Origin of the sequence: Fuscovulum sp., assembly GCA_035192965.1 — a bacterium.
In the GTDB taxonomy this organism is placed as follows: domain Bacteria; phylum Pseudomonadota; class Alphaproteobacteria; order Rhodobacterales; family Rhodobacteraceae; genus Paragemmobacter.
Genome location: CP136571.1, coordinates 1,478,957 through 1,496,719, shown reverse-complemented (window position 1 = coordinate 1,496,719; position 17,763 = coordinate 1,478,957). Strand labels below are relative to the sequence as shown.

The following is a 17,763-nucleotide window of genomic DNA, read 5'->3' as shown; positions in this document are numbered from 1 at the left end:
AACGCCGATGATCATGGACACTGACGGCGGCACCCTGTTTGGCGTGGCCGCCATGCTTGTGGTGGCGGGGTTGGCCACCGGGGTTCTGGCCGGCCTGTTCGGTGTTGGCGGCGGGGCGATCCTTGTGCCAGTCCTGTTCCTGTCTTTCACGCTGGTGGGGGTGGAAGAGGCGATTGCTATGCCGCTGGCAGTGGGAACATCGCTGGCTGTGATCGTGCCCACCTCGATCAGTTCGGCGCGGGGGCATTTCGCCAAGGGCATGGTGGATATGGCGCTGGTGCGTGTCTGGGCGGTGCCGATACTGGCGGGTGTGATGGGTGGGGCGGTGCTGGCGCGGTATTCCGCGCCTTGGGTGTTCCAGTTGGTCTTCATTCTGGTTGCGGGGACCAATGCAACCAAACTGCTGCTGGGCAAGGCGAACTGGAAGATCGCGGATGATCTGCCGACCGGTTGGCTGTTGCGGTTTTATGGGTTCATGGCGGGGCTTCTGTCGGCACTGATGGGCATTGGCGGCGGGGCGATTACCAATCTGGCGATGACGCTGCATGGCCGGCCGATCCATCAGGCGGTGGCAACCTCCGCTGCCATCGGGGTGGTGATTTCGATCCCCGGCGCCATCGGCTATGCGTTGGCGGGGCTGGGCAAGGCCGGCTTGCCGCTCGGGTCCATCGGGTTTGTCTCGGCCCTTGGCTTTGTGCTGATCGTGCCAACCACGCTGCTGACCACTGCGATTGGCGTCCGGCTGGCGCATGCCATGTCGCGCCGGACGCTGGAAAAGGCCTTTGGCATCTTCCTGCTGGCGGTAAGCCTGCGCTTTCTGCATCTGCTGTTGACCTGAGAGAGGCTGACCCATGCCCCGCCTGACTGATCTTGACGAAACCCGCCTCAGCCCAGCGCAACAGCGCATCTTCGATGCCATCCGGTCCGGCCCGCGCGGTGTGGTCGAAGGCCCGCTGCGCGTCTGGCTCACAAGCCCCGGCCTTGCCGATACTGCGCAGGCGCTAGGGGCCTTTTGCCGCTATGGCACGTCGCTGCCGCCGCGACTGTCAGAACTGGCGATCCTCGTGACCGGGGCCTTCTGGGCATCGGGTTTTGAATGGGCGGTCCATGCCCCCATCGCCCACAGCGCGGGCCTGTCGGAAGAGGTGATCGAGGCGATCCGTCAAGGCCGGATCCCGGCATTTGCGCAGGAGGACGAGGCGATCATCTACGCCTTTGCCAGCGAACTGCACCGCGGTCACAAGGTGCAACCCGCCACATATGCCCGCGCCACCGCAGCCTTTGGCGAACAGGCCGTGGTAGAGCTTGTGGGCATCCTTGGCTATTACACCTTGATTTCCATGACCATCAACGCCTTCGAGGTGCCCCTGCCCGCAGGCGCGCCCGATCCTTTCCCGAAGCAGGAGTCTGTCTGATGCTGAACGCCGCAATCGTCGGTCTGGGCTGGTGGGGCAAGACGCTTGCCCGTGCAGCGCGTTCCGGGGGAGAGATCGCAATTGTCGCCGGGGCCACGGGCCGCCGTGCCTTGGCCGAGGATTTCGCCGCCGAGCAGGGGTTTGACCTGCTGGACAGCTATGAACAGGTGCTGGCCGATCCGCGTGTCGATGCCGTGATCCTTGCCACACCGCATCTGGACCATGAGGCGCAGATGATCGCTGCCGCCCGCGCAGGCAAGCACATCTTTGCCGAAAAGCCCTTTACGCTGACCAAAGCCTCGGCCGAGGCGGCGGTGGCGGCTATCCGCGCGGCGGGCGTAACCGTGGGTCTTGGCCATAACCGCCGCTTTCACCCGCATATGGCCGATCTGAGACGCCGCGTGCGCTCGGGTGCTTTGGGCACTGTCCTGCATGTCGAAGGTACGATGACCGCGCCAAACGGGCTGTTCCTGAAACCCGACAGCTGGCGCGTCGATCCCCGGCAATCGCCCGCAGGCGGCATGGCGGGCCTTGGCATCCACATGGTTGACGGGATGATCGATCTGTTCGGCCAGATCACCGAAGTCACCTGCCAAAGCCTGCACCGCGCCACGCCTGCGGGAACGCAGGACACAACGTCGATCCTGCTGGCCTTTGCCGAAGGGATGACGGGATATGTGTCCTGCATGACGGCCACGTCGCCCAGCTATCGGTTCTGTGTCTATGGCTCAGCCGGGATTGCCGAAATCCGGGGGCAGCATCTGGACGAGTTCACCTTTGCCCCTGCCCCCGATGCGCCGTTGTCAGGCCATGCCACGGCGAAGCCGGTGGAGCGCCACAGCCTGCCCGGTTTCGATACCGTCGCGGCGGAACTGTCCGCCTTTGCAGCCGCCGTTGCGGGGCGCGCGCCCTTTCCCATCACCCCTGACGAAATGATCCATGGCGCGGCGGTGTTTGAGGCCATCGCCGAATCGGCGGCGGCCAACAGCAAGGTGCAGGTCCAGCGGTGAGCGCGAGTTTTGCCGTTGCCCTTGCGGGGCTGATCGCCGCCGGCGCGGTTCTGGCCATGCAGGCCCCGATCAATGGGGCGCTGGCGCGTGCGGCGGGCGATGCCACCTTTGCCGCCTGTATCAATTTCTTGGTTGGCTTTCTCGTGATGGGCTGCGTCGTTGTGCTGCGCGGGGCATGGCCTGTGACCGGTTTCATCGCCAATGCCCCGTCCTGGGCCTGGATCGGGGGGGCGCTGGGGGGATTTTACATCACCATGATGGTGATGATGATCCCCATCACCGGGGCGCAGACGGCGGCCATGGCAGGGATCCTTGGCCAGTTGGTCATGGCGATGCTGCTGGATCATTTCGGGGCTTTCGGCCTGCCGGTACAGCCGATCACATGGCAGCGGATCGCCGGTCTGGCGATGGTGGCGGGTGGCGTGCTGTTGTCGCGCGCCTAAAGCCCCATTTCCCCGCGATACCATCCGGCGATTTCCTCGCCCGTCATCCAGACCACGCCGTCATGGCTGCGGATGTGATCAATCGCACGCTCCAGATAACCGATCCGATGCGGCACGCCCGACAGATAGGGATGCAGGCTAATCGCCATGACGCGCGGCTGGGTTTCGCCGTCCTGATAAAGGCGGTCGAACTGATCGATGCAGCGGTTCATGAACCCATCCGATGGCAGGTGCTGCACCGCATGCACCACGATGTCATTGGTTTCCACTGTATAGGGCACCTGCAACATCGGCCCGTGCTTGGTGTGCAGAACCGAGGGCAGATCGTCGATGGGCCAGTTGGCCACATATTCGATCCCTGCCGCGCGCAGATGATCCAGAGTTGCTTCCGTTTCCGTCAGACCGGGGCTTTCCCAGCCCACGGGGGCCTTGCCGGTGAAGCCTTTGATCGCGGCCACCGTGGCATCAATCGCCGCGCGCTGGTCATCCAGTTGGTGCATCGGGCGCTGCACAAAGCCGTGGCCCATGAACTCCCACCCGGCGTCGCGGGCGGCTTCGGCGATGCGCGGATAGCTGTTCACGATATTGCCGTTCAGCGCCATCGTTGCCCGCAACGCGCGCGATTGCAGCGCATCGAGGATGCGCCAGAAGCCCACCCGCATCCCGTATTCATGCCAGGCCCAGTTGGGCAGATCGGGCTGCAACGGGTTGCCCATGGGCGGGGTCAGCACCTGCCGCGGCATGGGCCGCTCCAGCGCCCATTCTTCGATGTTCACGATGAACCAAACCGCCACCCGCGCCCCGCCGGGCAGGGTGAGCTTTGGGCGGTCAGGGAACGCCTCATAGGGCGCGCGGTCGCTCATGCGCATCGGGCAGGTCTTTCCTTGTCAGGTCTCAGGGGAAAGGGCCGCAAGCCAAAGGCCAGCGGCCCAAAGGATCAGAGCGACAGGCCCAAAAGCCGTGCAGCGGTGCCGCCGGCGACTTTGGCGGTGTCCTCGGTCGAAAGCCCGGCGCTGATAACATGTTCCACCGGATCGTAATCGCACATGTCATAGGGATAGTCGGTGCCCATCACGATCTTGTCCGCGCCATAGACCTTGACCAGATATTCCAACTGATGCGGGGTGAAGACGACGTTATCGAAATAGACCTTGCGCAGGTAGTGCGTCGGCGGATGCGGCAGGTCGGCATGGCTGTCCTTGCGTGCGCCCCAGGCATGGTCGATCCGGCCGGAATAGGATGGCAGATAGCCGCCGCCATGCACTGCCAGAATCTTCAGATCCGGCATCCGCTCCAAAGTGCCGGAGAAGATCAGGTGATGCAGGGCAATCGTTGTTTCCAGCGGGTTCCCGATCACGTTCGAGAAGTAGTAATCATGGAAGCGGTCGCCATGGGTGAACCCGTTGGGATGGATCATCACAAGTGCGCCCAACTCTTCCGCGCGCTTCCAGAAGGGCGCGAATTGCGGGGCGGCGAGTTCGGCGCCATGGACGTTCGTCAGCACCTCCACGCCTTTGAACCCCAGCGTGTTCATGCAGTATTCAAGTTCTTTCACCGCCTCGGCTGCGTCCTGCATGGCCACGGTGCCAAGCCCGGCAAAGCGATCCGGGCGCTTGGCGACAAAGCCTGCAATCCCTTCGTTCACCATGCGGCTGGCCTTGACGGCATGTTCGACCGGGACGGAGTAATAGCATTGGAAAGGCGGCGGGGCGACGACCTGAAAATCAATCCCCATCGCATCCAGCACGGCCAGGCGGTCATCCATATCGACCATGGCAACCTTGCGGTCGGCGTCTTGGGTCATGTTGATCGATTTGGTTTCCGCATTGGAATGCCGGACCATGGCGATATCGGTCATCACCAGATGCGGGGCGATATAAGCGGCGGCCTCGGGGACGGCGACGTGTGCGTGAATATCCACCGTGGGCGTTTTCAAACGCTTTGCGCCGTCGGGCCGCTGGCGGGCAGCGGTCGGCCCGTACCGGTTTACGTAATCGCCGCGATCGGCCGTATCTATCGTGCTATGAGACATGGAACAGTCCTTTTGAGGGTCGGAGTAATGCCAATCGGACCGCCTGAAGGCGCAATTCCGTGGTGAAGATCAGGATGGGTGACGGGCAGCCCCGATGGGGACTGCCCGCGCAGGGTTACTTGTTGGCTTCAAGCCAGGCTGCTGCCTCGGCCTCGACCTCGGCGCGGTCGAAATCATTGGCGGCGGCGATGTAGGTGTCGTTGAGGAAGGTGGTCACATCCACCGGTTCCGGCACAGCACCTGACGAGACGAGACGCGGCTGAAGCGCGGTCCAGACGTCGGATTGCAGATCACCCAGACGCTCGGTCGTCGATACGTTCATGCCGATGGACATATCGAGGAACAGTTGACCTGCCGCCTCGTTTTCCCATTCGGCCGGCACGCCCTTGCGCAGCGCCTGCGCCACCATTTCCGGGTTCACGGAAGCCACATACATCCCCTTGGACCAGGCCTTGAGGAAACCTTCGATGGCGTCACGCTTCTCTTCGATGGTGTCGGCATTCACGGCGAAGGTGTTCGCCGGGCTAGCCAGCATTTCGGGCGGCGTGATCAGGCGGACGTTGATCCCATTGGCGTTGAGCGAGATCCAGTCCGGGGCCGCGCCGGAAATGGCCGAGACCTGACCATCGCGGATCGCGGCGGCGAGCGTCGGACCGCTTTCACCCAGCACCACGGTTTCCACATCATCAATCGACTTGCCCACCACATCGAGCGAGGCCTGAAGGAAGGCGCGGTCACGGTCAGAGACAAGACCAACAGTGGTGCCGGCAAGATCGTCAACCGAGTCATATTCGCTGGTATCCAGAACACCGATGGCTTCGGGCGCGTTCTGCATCACTTCATAGACGGTGTTGATATTGGCACCGGCCAGCCGCGCGTTGATCGTTTCGACCGGGTCCAGCATGGCCAGATCGGCCTGCCCGTTTTGCACGAAGGCGACATAGGGGATCGAGGTGTCGGACGGCAGCAGGTTCACCTCCACCCCTTCTTCGGCGAAGTAGCCAAGCGCCTCGGCCACGACGAGCGGAAAGAAGTTGGTCGACCGCGGCAGCGGGTTGATCATGTTGACCGGGGTCAACTCTTGCGCGACTGCGGGCACCGTTACCACCGCCAGCGCGGTGCTCAGCATCAAGGTCTTGAAGATCGTCATTGGTCGTTCCTCCCAGAATTTTTGTTGATTTTTCGTGACTTGTTTTCGCCCCTTACTTTTCCGCGTCCGATTTCCAGGCCCGGGCGCGGGCGCGCGACACCGCCGACAAGCGCGCTTCCCGACGCCAGAACACGATCCGGTCGTCCAGGAATTCCATCGTGTAGAACAGCAGCAGCCCGATCAGCGTCATGCTCAGCAGCGTGGCAAGCGACGACGCCATATCCAGAGAAAAGGAGAAGCGGGCCATCAGGACGCCCACGCCTGCGGTGGCCTGCGCGAATTCGGCCACGACCGCGCCGATCAGCGCCGTGGTCAGCCCGATCTTCAGCCCGGCAAACATCAGCGGCAGCGCAGCAGGCACCCGCAATTGCAGAAAGACCTGCCGGCGGGTCGCGCCGAAAGAGCGGAACAGTTCTTCCCGGTCGGCATCGGTCTGGCGTAGGCCGGTCAGCGTGTTCACGAAAATCGGGAAAAAGCAGATCACGGCAGCAAGGGCGATCTTTGATCCCATGCCATAGCCGAACCATGCGATGATGATGGGTGTCAGCGCGATCCCCGGTGTCACGTTCAGCACCACCGCATAGGGCGAGACATAGCGTTCAAAACCCTCGGAAAGCGATGACGACACAGCAAGCGCAATCGCCACACCCGCCCCGATCAGAAAGCCGAAGACGGCCTCGGCCAGGGTGATGAAGAAGTGTTCGTAGATCGTGCCTTTGGTCACATACAGTTCGACGATGGCCCCCAGAATGGCGCTGGGGCGCGGCACCATGATCGTGTCGATCGTCCCGGATGCGACGGCCCATTCCCACAGAACGATTAGCGCCGCGAAGAGCATCAGATGCGGCAGGATGCGGAACAGCCAGTAAAGCCATGCCTCTGGTTCACGCATGGGCATTCCCTTTCTGTGACATGGCCCAGGCGCGGGCGCGCTTGGCGCCCACGCGGCGCAGACCGGCCTCGTTCTTCCAATAGGCGATGTGGTGATCGAGCATTTCCATGCCCTTGAAGATCAGGAACCCGATCAGCGTCAGGGTCAGGATGCAGGCAAAGGCCGAGGCCATGTTCAGGTTGCGCGTATAGGTCAGGATCAGGGTGCCGATCCCCTGATCGCGCTGGATGAATTCCGCCACCAGCACGCCGGACAGCGCCGATGTCAGCGCCAGCCGTTCGCCTGCCATGATCACCGGCACGGCTTCGGGCAGCACCAACTTGCGCAGAACCTGCATCTTGGAGGCGCCCAGAGACCGCATCAGTTCCATCCGGTCGCGGTCGACGTTGATCACCCCTGACAGCGTGTTGATGAAGGGCGCGAAGAAGCAGACCAGCATGATGATGGCGATTTTTGACGTCACGCCAAAGCCCAGCGCCGCAATAAGCAGCGGTGCCACCGCGATGCGGGGGGTGGCTTCCAGCACGATCACGTAAGGTTGCAGGAACCGCCGCACCACGGCGTTCATGCCCACCACCGCGCCCAGCCCGATGCCAAGAAGTGATCCTGCAGTAAAACCTGCCAGCACCAAACCGAGCGAGACGTAGAGGTGATACCAGATGTTCCCTTGGCTGACATAAATCCGCCAGACCGAAGTGAGGATCGCGCTGGGTGCGGGAAAGAACAGCGGGTCCAGCCAACCCATCTGCGCGCCCAGTTCCCACAACAGGATCAGTGTCAGGAAGATGCCCAGATGGGTGAACAATCGGCGTTGCCGAAGGCTGGTTGCGCCTGTCGCGGGGATGGCTGTCATCTCTGCCATCAATGTGTTCCCAGAATATCGCGCACTTCGGCCACCAGCGCATTGAATTCGGGTGTCAGGGTCAGTTCGGGCGTGCGGGGCCGGGCAAAGGGCACGTGCACCATGCGCGCCAAACGGCCGGGGCGCGGCGTCATCACCATCACCTCATCCGCCAGAAAGATCGCCTCGAGGATGTTGTGGGTCACGAACAGCGTCGTGGCCCCCACCTCGCCCACGATGCGCATCAATTCGATGTTCAACCGTTCGCGCGTGAATTCATCCAGCGCGCCAAAGGGTTCGTCCAGCAACAGGATATCCACACCCGTCTGTAACAGCCGCGCCAGCGCAACGCGCTGTTGCATGCCGCCCGACAACTGGCTGGGAAAGGAAAAGGCGAAATCCTTCAGCCCGACCATGGCAAGCAATTCGGCCGCGCGGGCCTTGTCCGCCGCCGTGACAGACCGCTGGATTTCGACAGGAAGCAGCACGTTTTCAATCGCCGTGCGCCATTCAAGAAGGGTGGCGCGTTGAAACATCATGCCGACATCGGTATGCGGGCCGGCCACATCCCGGCCATGCACGGTCAATTGCCCGGATGTGCGGTCGATCAGGCCCGCGATCAGACGCAACAAAGTGGATTTTCCGCAACCCGAAGGCCCCACAAGCGACACGAAGGATCCGGCCTGAATCGAGAAGCTGGCCCCTTCCAGCGCGATCACGCTGCCGCCGCCGAACGACTTTCCGACACCCCGTCCTTCGATCACGGTTCTGCTTTGCGCCATCGCGTCCATTCTTCCCAAAGGCTGCATCGTGTTCACTCCCCGGTTCCTCCCGACACAGCCAGCCGATATGCCACGCTGCTTTGTTTCGACCTTGCCTGATATATCAGAGATTCAGGCAATAAAAAACGCAACCCCCGTTCAATCCACAATTGGCCGCTGACCGAGCCCACGCATTATGGAGCCGCGCGATTTTCCGACATGCCGCGTCACCATCCGCGCCGCCGCAGCGCCATTGCGCGCCTGCAGGGCATCGATGATCTCGTTATGGTCGGCCAACGGGTCCGCAAGGGCATCCTCGCGCCGCAGGGTCGACAGGGACACAAGACAGAGGCGATCATAGACCTCCATCAGGCGGCGGGTTTCCTCGGCCAGCCGCCGGTTGCCGGTCATATCTGCCAGACCATAGTGGAACGAGCGATTATAGGCTGCAAACGCAGAAATAGACGTCAAATCTGTGGTGCGAAAGGCATCCAGACTCGCCAGTTGCGCATCCGTCGCCTTATCCGCCAGCAACCGCACCACGCCCGTTTCCAGAATGGCGCGCAGTTCCAGGATATCATCCGCATCCGCCACTGAAATCGGTTTGACCCTGTGGCCCCGCCGCGGCTCGATCTCGATCAGGCCTTCGAATTCCAGTTTCTGCATCGCGTCGCGCACCGGCGATTTGGACACGCCGTAGCGCCGCGCCAGTTCGTTTTCGCGCAATTCCTCGCCCGGTCGAAGTTGGCAGGACAGGATTTCACCCCGAACCATTTCAAAGACCCTGTTTCGAACTAGGCTCAATGATTCACACCTCTCTGATATTTCAAGAAGCATGATTTGTGCAGATGCCTGCGTCAAGGCTGCTTTCATCGCCCTAGCTGTCTTTTGCCAGACGGATCGTGCCGCCCCCTGCCGCCGAGGCGACGATCGCCTCAAGGATCGCGATATTCCCGACCAGTTGTTCGGGCGTGAAGCTATAGGTTGCCTTGCCCTGCGCGGCTTGCGCGAACAGGTCCAGATTGGCGCGCACGGAATCCGTCCAGTCATAGGTGATCACGCGCGGCGGTTGCCCGGTGACCTGCACCGTCAGGGTCGATGGGCCGGGCGTATCCGGATGGGTTTCGTTGCGGTATTCGGCCCAGGCCTTGGTGCCAAACACGGTAAAGCGGAGGTAAAGCGGTGTGTAGAGCACCGCGTTCAGATAGGCTGTCGGGCCAGAATGGAACCGGATCAAGGCCGAGACCACATCGCCATTGTCGCCAGGCAGCACGCGCTTGGCCGTCATCGCCTGCACTTCCGAAGCCGGGCCAAACAGGTTCACAAAAGCATCCGACAGGTGAATCCCCATCGCCGTATAGCCCGCCGCCGGGCTTTCGGTGGCGCTGCGCCGCCAATCGGTGACCGGCACGTTGATCAGCTTGTCATGGCTGAAGTTGCCTTCCGCATGCATGATCTCGCCCAACTCACCGGCGCGGACCATGCGTTCCACTTCCAGCATCGCCAGTTCAAACCGCCGCTCATGCCCCATGCCCAGCACGACTTGCTTTTCCTGACACAGCTCCACAGACGCCCGCGCCTCGGCCACGTTCAGCGCGAGCGGCTTTTCGCAAAACACATGCTTGCCCGCATGAGCCGCCGCCGCGATCTGCTGCGTGTGCAGGCTGTTGGGCGTGGTCAGGATCACGGCATGCACATCCGGATCGGCCAGCACCGCGGCGTAGTCGCCCGTCACCGGCACGCCGTATTTCGCAGTGTATTCCCCCTGCTTTTCCGGGAACAGATCCACCGCCCGGGTGATGCGCATCTCGGTCGATGCCTGCATCCGATCGGTGATGGTCTTGCCCCACCAGCCAAGGCCAATGACTGCTGCGTTCAACATGGTCCTGTCCCCTTCATTCCGCCGCCGTGCCATAGGCCACGTTGCGCCCGCCATAGCGGCGGACACGCACATTGGCCTGTTCGGCATGGCCGACAAATCCTTCCAGCATGCACAGGCGCGAACAGGCCTCGCCCACCTTGGCGCTGGCCTCATCCGTCAAGACGCGCTGATAGGTGCAGGTCTTCAGGAACTTGCCCACCCACAGCCCGCCGGTATAGCGCGCAGCCCCCCGCGTCGGCAGCGTGTGGTTCGTGCCGATCACCTTGTCGCCATAGGCCACATTCGTACGCGGGCCCAGAAACAGCGCACCGTAATTCGTCATGTGGTTCAGGAAGTAATCCGGGTCGCGCGTCATGACCTGCACATGTTCCGAAGCGATGCGGTCAGCTTCCGCCACCATCTCATCAAGACTGTCGCAGACAATGACCTCGCCGTAATCCTTCCAGGCTTGCGCGGCGATCCCAGCCGTCGGCAGGATGGCCAACAGCCGCTCCACCTCGGCCATCGTGGCACGCGCCAGCGCCTCGGATGTCGTAAGCAGCACTGCGGGGCTGGTCGGCCCATGCTCGGCCTGCCCCAGCAGATCGGTGGCGCAAAGTTCTGCATCCACGCTGTCATCCGCGATCACCAGCGTTTCCGTGGGCCCAGCGAACAAATCAATCCCCACCCGCCCATACAGCTGCCGTTTGGCTTCGGCCACAAAGGCATTGCCCGGCCCCACCAGCATATCGACGGGCGCAATGCTTTCCGTGCCCAGCGCCATGGCCCCCACCGCCTGCATTCCGCCCAGCACGTAGATCTCGTCCGCGCCCGCCATATGCATCGCTGCCACAATCGCCGGATGCGGTGCCCCATGGAACGGCGGGGCCGAGGCGATGACTCGCTTCACTCCCGCAACCTTGGCCGTCACCACCGACATATGGGCCGAGGCGACCATGGGATACTTGCCCCCCGGCACATAGCAGCCCACCGAATTCACCGGGATATTGCGATGCCCCAGCACCACGCCGGGCATGGTTTCCACCTCGATATCCTGCAAGGCGGCGCGCTGATGGCGGGCGAAGTTGCCGACCTGTTCCTGCGCGAAACGGATATCCTCCAGATCACGGCGCGACACTTGCGATATGGCCTTTTCAATCTCCACCTCTGACAGGCGGAACTGCGCAGGCTCCCAGCCATCGAACTGCTTTGACAGGGCGCGCACGGCAGCATCGCCCTCGGCCCCTATGCGGGCGAGCGTCTCTTCGACCGTGCGGCGCACGGCGGCATCGGCCTCGGCCCGCACTTCGGCGCGCATCGCTGTTTTCAGATGGCATGGCATGGCCCTGTCTCCCTCTTATCGCGCGGTCCAGCCGCCATCGATCCGCAGGCTGTCGCCCGTGATCATCCGCGCCCCATCTGACGCCAGAAACACCACACCCGCTGCCACATCTTCGGGCCGGGCCAGCTCGCGCATTGGGATCATGTCCAGAACGCTGTCGCGAAAGGCGGCGTCGGCGAACATTGGTTCGGTCATCGGCGTCAGCACAAAGGTCGGCGCCACCGACACCACCCGCACCCCCGATGGCGCCAATTCCACGGCCATCGCCTTTGTCAGGCCTTCGATTGCATGTTTGGACATGCAGTAAACCGTGCGCTTGGCCGCACCCACATGCCCCATCTGCGATGACATGTTGATGATGACGCCGCGCCGCGCGCGCACCATCGCCCGAGCGCCCGCCTGCGCCACTTTATACGCCGACCGTATGTTGAGCGCGATCAGGTGGTCCAGCGTTGCATCATCCACATCGACCATAAGCATCGGCCGGTTGCCGCCTGCGTTGTTCACCAGAATATCCAGATCCGTCATCGCCGCGATGGCATCATGCAGCGCCGCATCCTGCACGTCCCCCACCATCGCGGTGATCTGCCCCGGTGCCTCGGCGGCCAGTGTGTCGAGATCGGCCCGCGTGCGCGCCACGGCCGTCACCCGCGCACCCGCAGCCACCAGTGCAAGCGCAATGGCCCGGCCCAGGCCACGCCCCGCCCCCGTCACCACCGCATGCCGCCCCGCCAGCATCCCGGTCATGGTTTGCCGCAATCGCCGGTCAGGCCAGCCAGACCGATGCCTTCCATGGCACAAAGCTCGTCCATATCGCCGGTATCACCGCTGACGCCCACCGCGCCGATGATACGCCCCGCCGTATCCCGCAGCAGCACGCCGCCCGGATTGGGCACCATCCGCCCACCCGACGCCGCCGCCAGCGCGGTAAAGAAATTGGGGTTGTCCTGCGCGCGGGCAAAGAGTGTCCGGCTGGGCAACCCCATGCCAAGCGCGCCATAGGCTTTGCCATGCGCAATCTCACAGCGCAAAATCCCGCTGTTGTCGGACCGTTTCATCACCACGACATGGCCGCCTGCATCCAGCACGACCACGGTCAGCGGCTGCGCGCCCCTGCGCTGTCCGGCGCTCAGTGTGCCGTCTGCGATCACTTCCGCCTCAGCCAATGTCACGCTCATGGCGTCTCCTCCGGTCCGGGGGCCATTTGTTGCAGCACTGCGAAGAGCGCCGCCGTGTCTTCTTTGTGCCGACCCTGCGCCAGGGCCGCCGAATAGAAGGGCAGACTTGCCGCCATCAACGGAACCGGACAGGCCACGTCGCGCGCGTGATCCATGATCAGCGCGAGGTCTTTTTGGTAGACATCCATCTTCATCGTCGCGGGCTCATAGCGGCCGTCGATCATCAGCGGGCCGCGCACTTCGAACATGCGCGAATTCCCGGCACCCGACCGGATCGCATCATAGACCATGCCAAGATCAAGCCCCGACTTTTCCGCCAGCAGCAGCGCCTCGGCAGTGGCAAGGTTGTGGATCGTCACCAACAGGTTCGCCACCAGCTTCAGCTTCATGCCGGCGCCGAACGGTCCGACATGCCGGATATCCCGCGCCAGCGCCGCGAATACCGGGTGCAGCACCGCCACATCCGCCGCCTCGCCACTGGCAAACACCACCAGATCGCCCGTCGCCGCCTGCGCCCCTGTGCCCGAAACCGGGCAATCGAGCAGCGCCACGCCCACCTCGGCGCAGGACGCCCGCGCGGCCTCTTTCGCCTCCAGCGGCAAGGTGCCCATCTCGGCAATCACCATGCCCACGCGCAGGTGGGGCCGCATCTCGGCCACCACCGCCTCCAGCGCCTTGACCGATGGCAGCGCCATCAGGATCACATCCGCCCCCTGCGCCACCTCGGCCGCCGTGGCGCAGCCGCACCCACCAAGGCCGTCCAGCGCCTCCCGCGCCGCAAGCACAGGATCAAAGCCCAGAACCGTGGCCCCGGCGCGGCGCAGGTTGGTGGCATAGGCCATCCCCATGATGCCCAACCCGATCAGGCCCACGCGCGGCAGGGTCATGCGCTGGCCTCCAGCCAATCGGCAAGGGCGGCGTGAAACGCCTCGGGGTCTTCCATGTTGGGAATATGTGCGAGGCCTTCCAGAATGATCAGCCCGGCCCCCGGCGTGGCCGCCGCCATCGCCGCCATCGCCTCTTTCGGCGCGCCCATATCCTCGGCCCCGACCAGATACTGCACCGGCGGCTGCATCGATCCCAGATGGCGCAGGTAATCCAGCCCCATCAGGGCCTTGGCGCAGCCAATGTATCCCGCAGCCGACGTGGCGCGGATCATCGCCGCCGCCCGCGCCTTGGGCTCTTCGGAACAGGCGGGCGTGAACCAGCGCGCCAAGGTGCCATCCACCAGTGCGGCGGTGCCATTCGCCTGCACCACGGCAATCCGGTCGATCCAGCCTTGCACGAAAGGGGGCGGATTGTCGGCCCGCGCATCGCAGACCACCATCCGCCGCACCCGGCCCGGATGCGCGAGGCCCAAACCCAGCGCCGTCATCCCGCCCAGAGACAGCCCGATCACATCTGCCTGTTCTGCGCCCACATGATCCAGCACCGCCAGCATATCGGCGACCAGCAGATCAAAGTCATAGGCCCCGTCCGACGCCGTGCTTTGCCCATGCCCGCGCGTGTCATAGCGCACCACCCGGTGGCTGCGCGTCAGCACCTCCATCTGGTCGTCCCACATGGTCAGATCGGCCGCCAGCGAGTTTGACAGCAAAAGCCAAGGCTTGCCCGCCGATCCATCCACCTGCGCGGACAGCGTGGCCCCGGCCACCGGAACCGCGATCCGCGTCATTCCGCAGCCTCTGCCACAGCCGAGTTCACCATGGGCAGCACCTTTTCCGCCAGCAGCACCTTGGACCGCCGCGCCAGCGCCACATCCGTCCAGTCATGCCCGGCGTAAAGCAGCGTGCCGAAGGGGCCGACCTGATCGCGGAAGGCCAGCAGTTCATCGGCTACTTTGTCGGGCGTGCCCCAAATCACCAGACGGTCCAGCACGTAATCCAGCGTCACATCGTCATCCGACATGTTCGGATCATCTTTGAACAGGTTGGACCGCCCGTTCTTCTTCAGCTTGGTCACCAGCGATTTGTAGTAATGCACATAGGGCGACCCGGCCCCAAGCGCGTATTCCCGCGCGGTGTTCAGGTCATCGGCGACGAAGATGCTTTTCGCCACGCGCCAGTTGCCAAAATCCACCGCCCGCCCGCCTTCGGCGCAGCCCGTAGCATAGCTGTCGCGATGCGTGGCCACCCATTTCGGCATCAGGAAGTTGGCCGAGATCGGGTCCCACCCACGCGCTGCCGCCGCCGTCACCCCCTTGGAAAACGGCGCAACGGCCGTCACCACGATGGGCGGATGCGGGCGCTGCAAGGGCTTGCCGATCTTGCCCTGCCCGATCTCGCCCATCAGCGTCCGCTCGGTCGAGATGTTCCAGTATTTGCCCTTAAGGTTATAGGGCGCTTCCTGCGTCCACAGCGCCAGCACCATGTCGATGGCTTCAAGGAACATGGCGTTGCGGTCATTGTCGAGGTTGCCGAAAATCTCGGCATCCGACAGCAGGCCGCCCGGGCTGATCCCGAAGTTAAACTTACCGTCCAGCAGATGATCCAGCATCGCCAACTGCCCTGCCACATGGGCAGGATGGCTGTTGGGCAGGTTCACCGTGCCGGTACCCATGCGGATATTCTTCACCCGCCCCGCCAGCGTCGCGATGAACAGGGCGCAGGAGGTGATGTTTTCCGCCAGATCGGTGACATGCTCGCCGACATAGCCTTCGGTGAAGCCCAACTCATCGGCCAGAAGGAAGGCTTCCTGATCCTCACGCAGACACTGACGCCAATCCTTGGTCAGCGGGTGGATCGGCATGGTGAAAAAGCCAAGCTGCATCGACGGTCTCCACTGCGGTGTGGGGGTCAAGCTAGGCCGCGGCAGACTTCAGCGGAAACGATAATATATGATGGCTGCTATCAGATTTTTCGATTGGCCTCGGATGGCCCGATCAAGGACGTCCATTCCGCGTCGGCGCGGCGATATTCCTCTTCCAGATAACGCAGGAAGGCGGCGGCTGCCGGGCTCATCGCTTTGCGGGCAGGTTCAACCACCACATAGCTGACCGTCAGTTCAGGCCCGGTCAGGGGATGCAGCCAACGATCACGTCCGTCGATATCCTTGCGGCATATGGTGGCGGGCAGCACTGTGGCGTAATCGGACGTTGCCACCAGTTCCAGCGTGGCAAACATCGCGTCCATGTCGATGATCTTGCCGACCGTCAACCCGTTTGAGGCAATAAAATCATCCAGCCGGTCCCGGCGCACATTGCCCTTGGCGGGCAGGACCAGCCGCAGGGGTGTGACATCAGCCAGCCTCACGGGCGTCAGATGCGGGATCGGTCCGCCGGGGCGGCAGACCAGAAATTCGCGATCCGTGCCCAGGCGGCGGCTGCGCATCCCCGTGCGCCCACCATCCTGCGGCACCACGACGAAATCCGCCTCACCTTCGGCCAGACGATCCATCAGCGCGGCGGAATAAGCCTCGACCACCGTCACATCGACATTTGGATGATCGGCTAGAAAGCGGCTGAGCGTCGGGGCCAACACGCCGCGCGTGAAGGTGGGCATCAGGCCGATCCGGACCGGCCCGCTTATCGTGCCGGACAGGTTGCGCAATTCTGCCTCGGCCCCTTCCAGACGGCGCAGGATATCAACGGCGGTGTCGTACAGGCGCTGTCCGGCATGCGTGGGGGTTACCCCCCGGGCGGAGCGGTCAAACAGCGTGGTGCCCAGCGTTTCTTCCAACTGCTTGATCTGCATCGACAGGCCAGATTGCGTGGCGTTCAGGCGCGTGGCGGCGCGGTTGAACGACCCCTCCTCAAAGATGCCCACAAAGGTCGACAATTGGCGAAAGTTCACGGGTATCACCCTGAATGATATCTATAGACAGATATTATTGTTTCCTGTGATTGCCCGCCACGCCTATTTTTGCTGTGTCAAACATCAGGGCGGGTCGCGCATGAACATCCCCAATTCCTTTGTTGCCGATGGCATGGCCGGCGATCTGCGCCCCTGCGATCCGGCCAGCTATCGCGATGTGATGGGGGCCTTTGCCACGGGCGTCACGGTGATGACCCTTGGCACCGCCGATGGCTTTCGGCTGGGCGTGACGGCGAGTTCTTTCAACACCGTCTCGCTTGACCCGCCGCTGATCTTGTGGAGCTTGGCGCTCAAGGCGCCCAGTCTGGCCGAATTCAGGCGGCATGACCATTTCGCCGTGAACGTGCTTGCCGCCGATCAGAAGGATATCGCCCTGCAATTCGCACGGCCCTCGGAGGACAAGTTCGCAGGCATACCGACCGCGCAAGGCACGCTGGGCCTGCCCCTGATCGTGGGCGCGCTGGCCCATATCGAATGCCGGACAGTGGCCCGCTATCCGGGCGGCGACCATGAGATCATGCTTGGCGAGGTTGTCAGCCTGCGCCGCGCCGATCGTGCGCCGCTGGTGTTTCAAAGCGGCGCCTTCCACGGCCTGACCCGCGCTTAATCCAGCGGCAGGGGGCGGTTCGGGCTCAGCTTGTTCTCGACTGTGGTAAAGGTCAGGACGGTGTTGCCGATGTTTTCCAGATCATGCGTCATGAACTGGCCCGCCGCAAAATGCATGTGCCTGGTATCGCCGGGGGCATAGTCCATCTCGACCACACGGCCATCGGGATTGCGCGACCGCGCCCGCCCGTGGGAGGTGGCCACCCAGAAATAGTTCAGCACATGGGTATGAAACGGCATCCGATCCCCCGGCGCGATCTCGATCAGCCAGATGCGGTATTCGGATGTTTCATCCACCAGACGCGAACCGACACGGCCGTTGTCGCGCGCGCCAGCCGCCTCGGCCACCAACGCGGGCGACCAGTGCGGCGCTTGGGGATCAGCATGGGCGGACATTGCAGCTCTCCGTTGCGTTTTGGT

At 63.2% G+C, this 17,763-nt stretch carries 21 protein-coding genes; 5 read left to right on the top strand and 16 right to left on the bottom strand.

The features are described 5' to 3' along the window. Window positions 1-7 precede the first annotated feature (7 nt). From RSE12_07360 to RSE12_07345, 4 genes are read left to right on the top strand one after another with little or no spacing between them, the layout of a single operon-like run. Window positions 8-838, top strand: a complete 831-nt coding sequence (locus tag RSE12_07360) for a sulfite exporter TauE/SafE family protein (protein ID WRH64143.1) — start codon at window positions 8-10, stop codon at window positions 836-838. A 13-nt stretch (window positions 839-851) separates the two neighbouring features. After that, window positions 852-1,415: a carboxymuconolactone decarboxylase family protein gene (locus RSE12_07355; GenBank protein ID WRH64142.1), complete on the top strand. Its 564-nt coding sequence runs from the start codon at window positions 852-854 to the stop codon at window positions 1,413-1,415. Then, on the top strand, window positions 1,415-2,425 hold the full coding sequence (locus RSE12_07350; protein WRH64141.1) for a Gfo/Idh/MocA family oxidoreductase: 1,011 nt from the start codon (window positions 1,415-1,417) through the stop codon (window positions 2,423-2,425). The genes RSE12_07355 and RSE12_07350 overlap by 1 nt, the downstream gene beginning before the upstream one ends. Next, entirely contained in the window at window positions 2,422-2,868 is a 447-nt protein-coding gene (locus tag RSE12_07345) for a DMT family transporter (protein ID WRH64140.1), read from the top strand. The genes RSE12_07350 and RSE12_07345 overlap by 4 nt, the downstream gene beginning before the upstream one ends. Here RSE12_07345 and RSE12_07340 read toward each other — a convergent pair. From RSE12_07340 to RSE12_07270, 15 genes are all read right to left on the bottom strand, one after another. Continuing rightward, the gene (locus tag RSE12_07340) at window positions 2,865-3,731 is read right to left on the bottom strand and encodes a polysaccharide deacetylase family protein (GenBank protein ID WRH64139.1); all 867 of its coding nucleotides are present in this window, start codon (window positions 3,729-3,731) and stop codon (window positions 2,865-2,867) included. The two genes, RSE12_07345 and RSE12_07340, sit on opposite strands and share 4 nt — an antisense overlap. A gap of 74 nt (window positions 3,732-3,805) precedes the next feature. Continuing rightward, window positions 3,806-4,900 carry an amidohydrolase family protein gene (locus RSE12_07335; protein ID WRH64138.1) on the bottom strand — a complete coding sequence of 365 codons (1,095 nt, stop codon included), beginning with the start codon at window positions 4,898-4,900 and terminating at the stop codon, window positions 3,806-3,808. Window positions 4,901-5,015: 115 nt separating this feature from the next. Beyond that, window positions 5,016-6,050 (bottom strand): ABC transporter substrate-binding protein, encoded by a 1,035-nt coding sequence (locus RSE12_07330; protein ID WRH64137.1) that lies wholly within the window; start codon window positions 6,048-6,050, stop codon window positions 5,016-5,018. Between the two features lie 52 nt (window positions 6,051-6,102). Further along, window positions 6,103-6,942 (bottom strand): ABC transporter permease, encoded by an 840-nt coding sequence (locus RSE12_07325; GenBank protein ID WRH64136.1) that lies wholly within the window; start codon window positions 6,940-6,942, stop codon window positions 6,103-6,105. Beyond that, a complete protein-coding gene (locus tag RSE12_07320) occupies window positions 6,935-7,804 on the bottom strand; it encodes an ABC transporter permease (protein WRH64135.1) in 870 nt (289 codons plus the stop codon). Before RSE12_07320 ends, RSE12_07325 begins: the two co-directional genes overlap by 8 nt. Beyond that, complete coding sequence (locus RSE12_07315; protein ID WRH64134.1) at window positions 7,804-8,565, bottom strand: ABC transporter ATP-binding protein; 762 nt, start codon at window positions 8,563-8,565, stop codon at window positions 7,804-7,806. The genes RSE12_07320 and RSE12_07315 overlap by 1 nt, the downstream gene beginning before the upstream one ends. Before the next feature lie 138 nt (window positions 8,566-8,703). Next, window positions 8,704-9,318, bottom strand: a complete 615-nt coding sequence (locus tag RSE12_07310; GenBank protein ID WRH64133.1) for a GntR family transcriptional regulator — start codon at window positions 9,316-9,318, stop codon at window positions 8,704-8,706. A gap of 103 nt (window positions 9,319-9,421) precedes the next feature. Next, window positions 9,422-10,426, bottom strand: a complete 1,005-nt coding sequence (locus tag RSE12_07305) for a Gfo/Idh/MocA family oxidoreductase (protein ID WRH64132.1) — start codon at window positions 10,424-10,426, stop codon at window positions 9,422-9,424. Window positions 10,427-10,439: 13 nt separating this feature from the next. Next, on the bottom strand, window positions 10,440-11,747 hold the full coding sequence (hisD, locus tag RSE12_07300; GenBank protein WRH64131.1) for a histidinol dehydrogenase: 1,308 nt from the start codon (window positions 11,745-11,747) through the stop codon (window positions 10,440-10,442). A 15-nt stretch (window positions 11,748-11,762) separates the two neighbouring features. Further along, window positions 11,763-12,494 carry an SDR family oxidoreductase gene (locus tag RSE12_07295; protein ID WRH64130.1) on the bottom strand — a complete coding sequence of 244 codons (732 nt, stop codon included), beginning with the start codon at window positions 12,492-12,494 and terminating at the stop codon, window positions 11,763-11,765. Continuing rightward, window positions 12,491-12,925: a heme-binding protein gene (locus RSE12_07290; GenBank protein WRH64129.1), complete on the bottom strand. Its 435-nt coding sequence runs from the start codon at window positions 12,923-12,925 to the stop codon at window positions 12,491-12,493. Before RSE12_07290 ends, RSE12_07295 begins: the two co-directional genes overlap by 4 nt. Beyond that, window positions 12,922-13,812, bottom strand: coding sequence for an NAD(P)-dependent oxidoreductase (locus RSE12_07285; protein ID WRH64128.1), 891 nt, complete (start codon window positions 13,810-13,812; stop codon window positions 12,922-12,924). The genes RSE12_07290 and RSE12_07285 overlap by 4 nt, the downstream gene beginning before the upstream one ends. Continuing rightward, entirely contained in the window at window positions 13,809-14,600 is a 792-nt protein-coding gene (locus RSE12_07280) for an alpha/beta fold hydrolase (protein ID WRH64127.1), read from the bottom strand. Before RSE12_07280 ends, RSE12_07285 begins: the two co-directional genes overlap by 4 nt. Then, the gene (locus RSE12_07275) at window positions 14,597-15,694 is read right to left on the bottom strand and encodes an LLM class flavin-dependent oxidoreductase (GenBank protein ID WRH64126.1); all 1,098 of its coding nucleotides are present in this window, start codon (window positions 15,692-15,694) and stop codon (window positions 14,597-14,599) included. Before RSE12_07275 ends, RSE12_07280 begins: the two co-directional genes overlap by 4 nt. Window positions 15,695-15,774: 80 nt before the next feature. Continuing rightward, window positions 15,775-16,716 carry a LysR family transcriptional regulator gene (locus RSE12_07270; protein ID WRH64125.1) on the bottom strand — a complete coding sequence of 314 codons (942 nt, stop codon included), beginning with the start codon at window positions 16,714-16,716 and terminating at the stop codon, window positions 15,775-15,777. Between the two features lie 100 nt (window positions 16,717-16,816). Between RSE12_07270 and RSE12_07265 the strand changes: the two genes are divergently transcribed. Then, window positions 16,817-17,344 carry a flavin reductase family protein gene (locus RSE12_07265; GenBank protein WRH64124.1) on the top strand — a complete coding sequence of 176 codons (528 nt, stop codon included), beginning with the start codon at window positions 16,817-16,819 and terminating at the stop codon, window positions 17,342-17,344. Here the strand turns inward: RSE12_07265 and RSE12_07260 are convergent. Next, window positions 17,341-17,739, bottom strand: a complete 399-nt coding sequence (locus tag RSE12_07260) for a hypothetical protein (protein WRH64123.1) — start codon at window positions 17,737-17,739, stop codon at window positions 17,341-17,343. The genes RSE12_07265 and RSE12_07260 overlap by 4 nt on opposite strands. Window positions 17,740-17,763 lie beyond the last annotated feature (24 nt).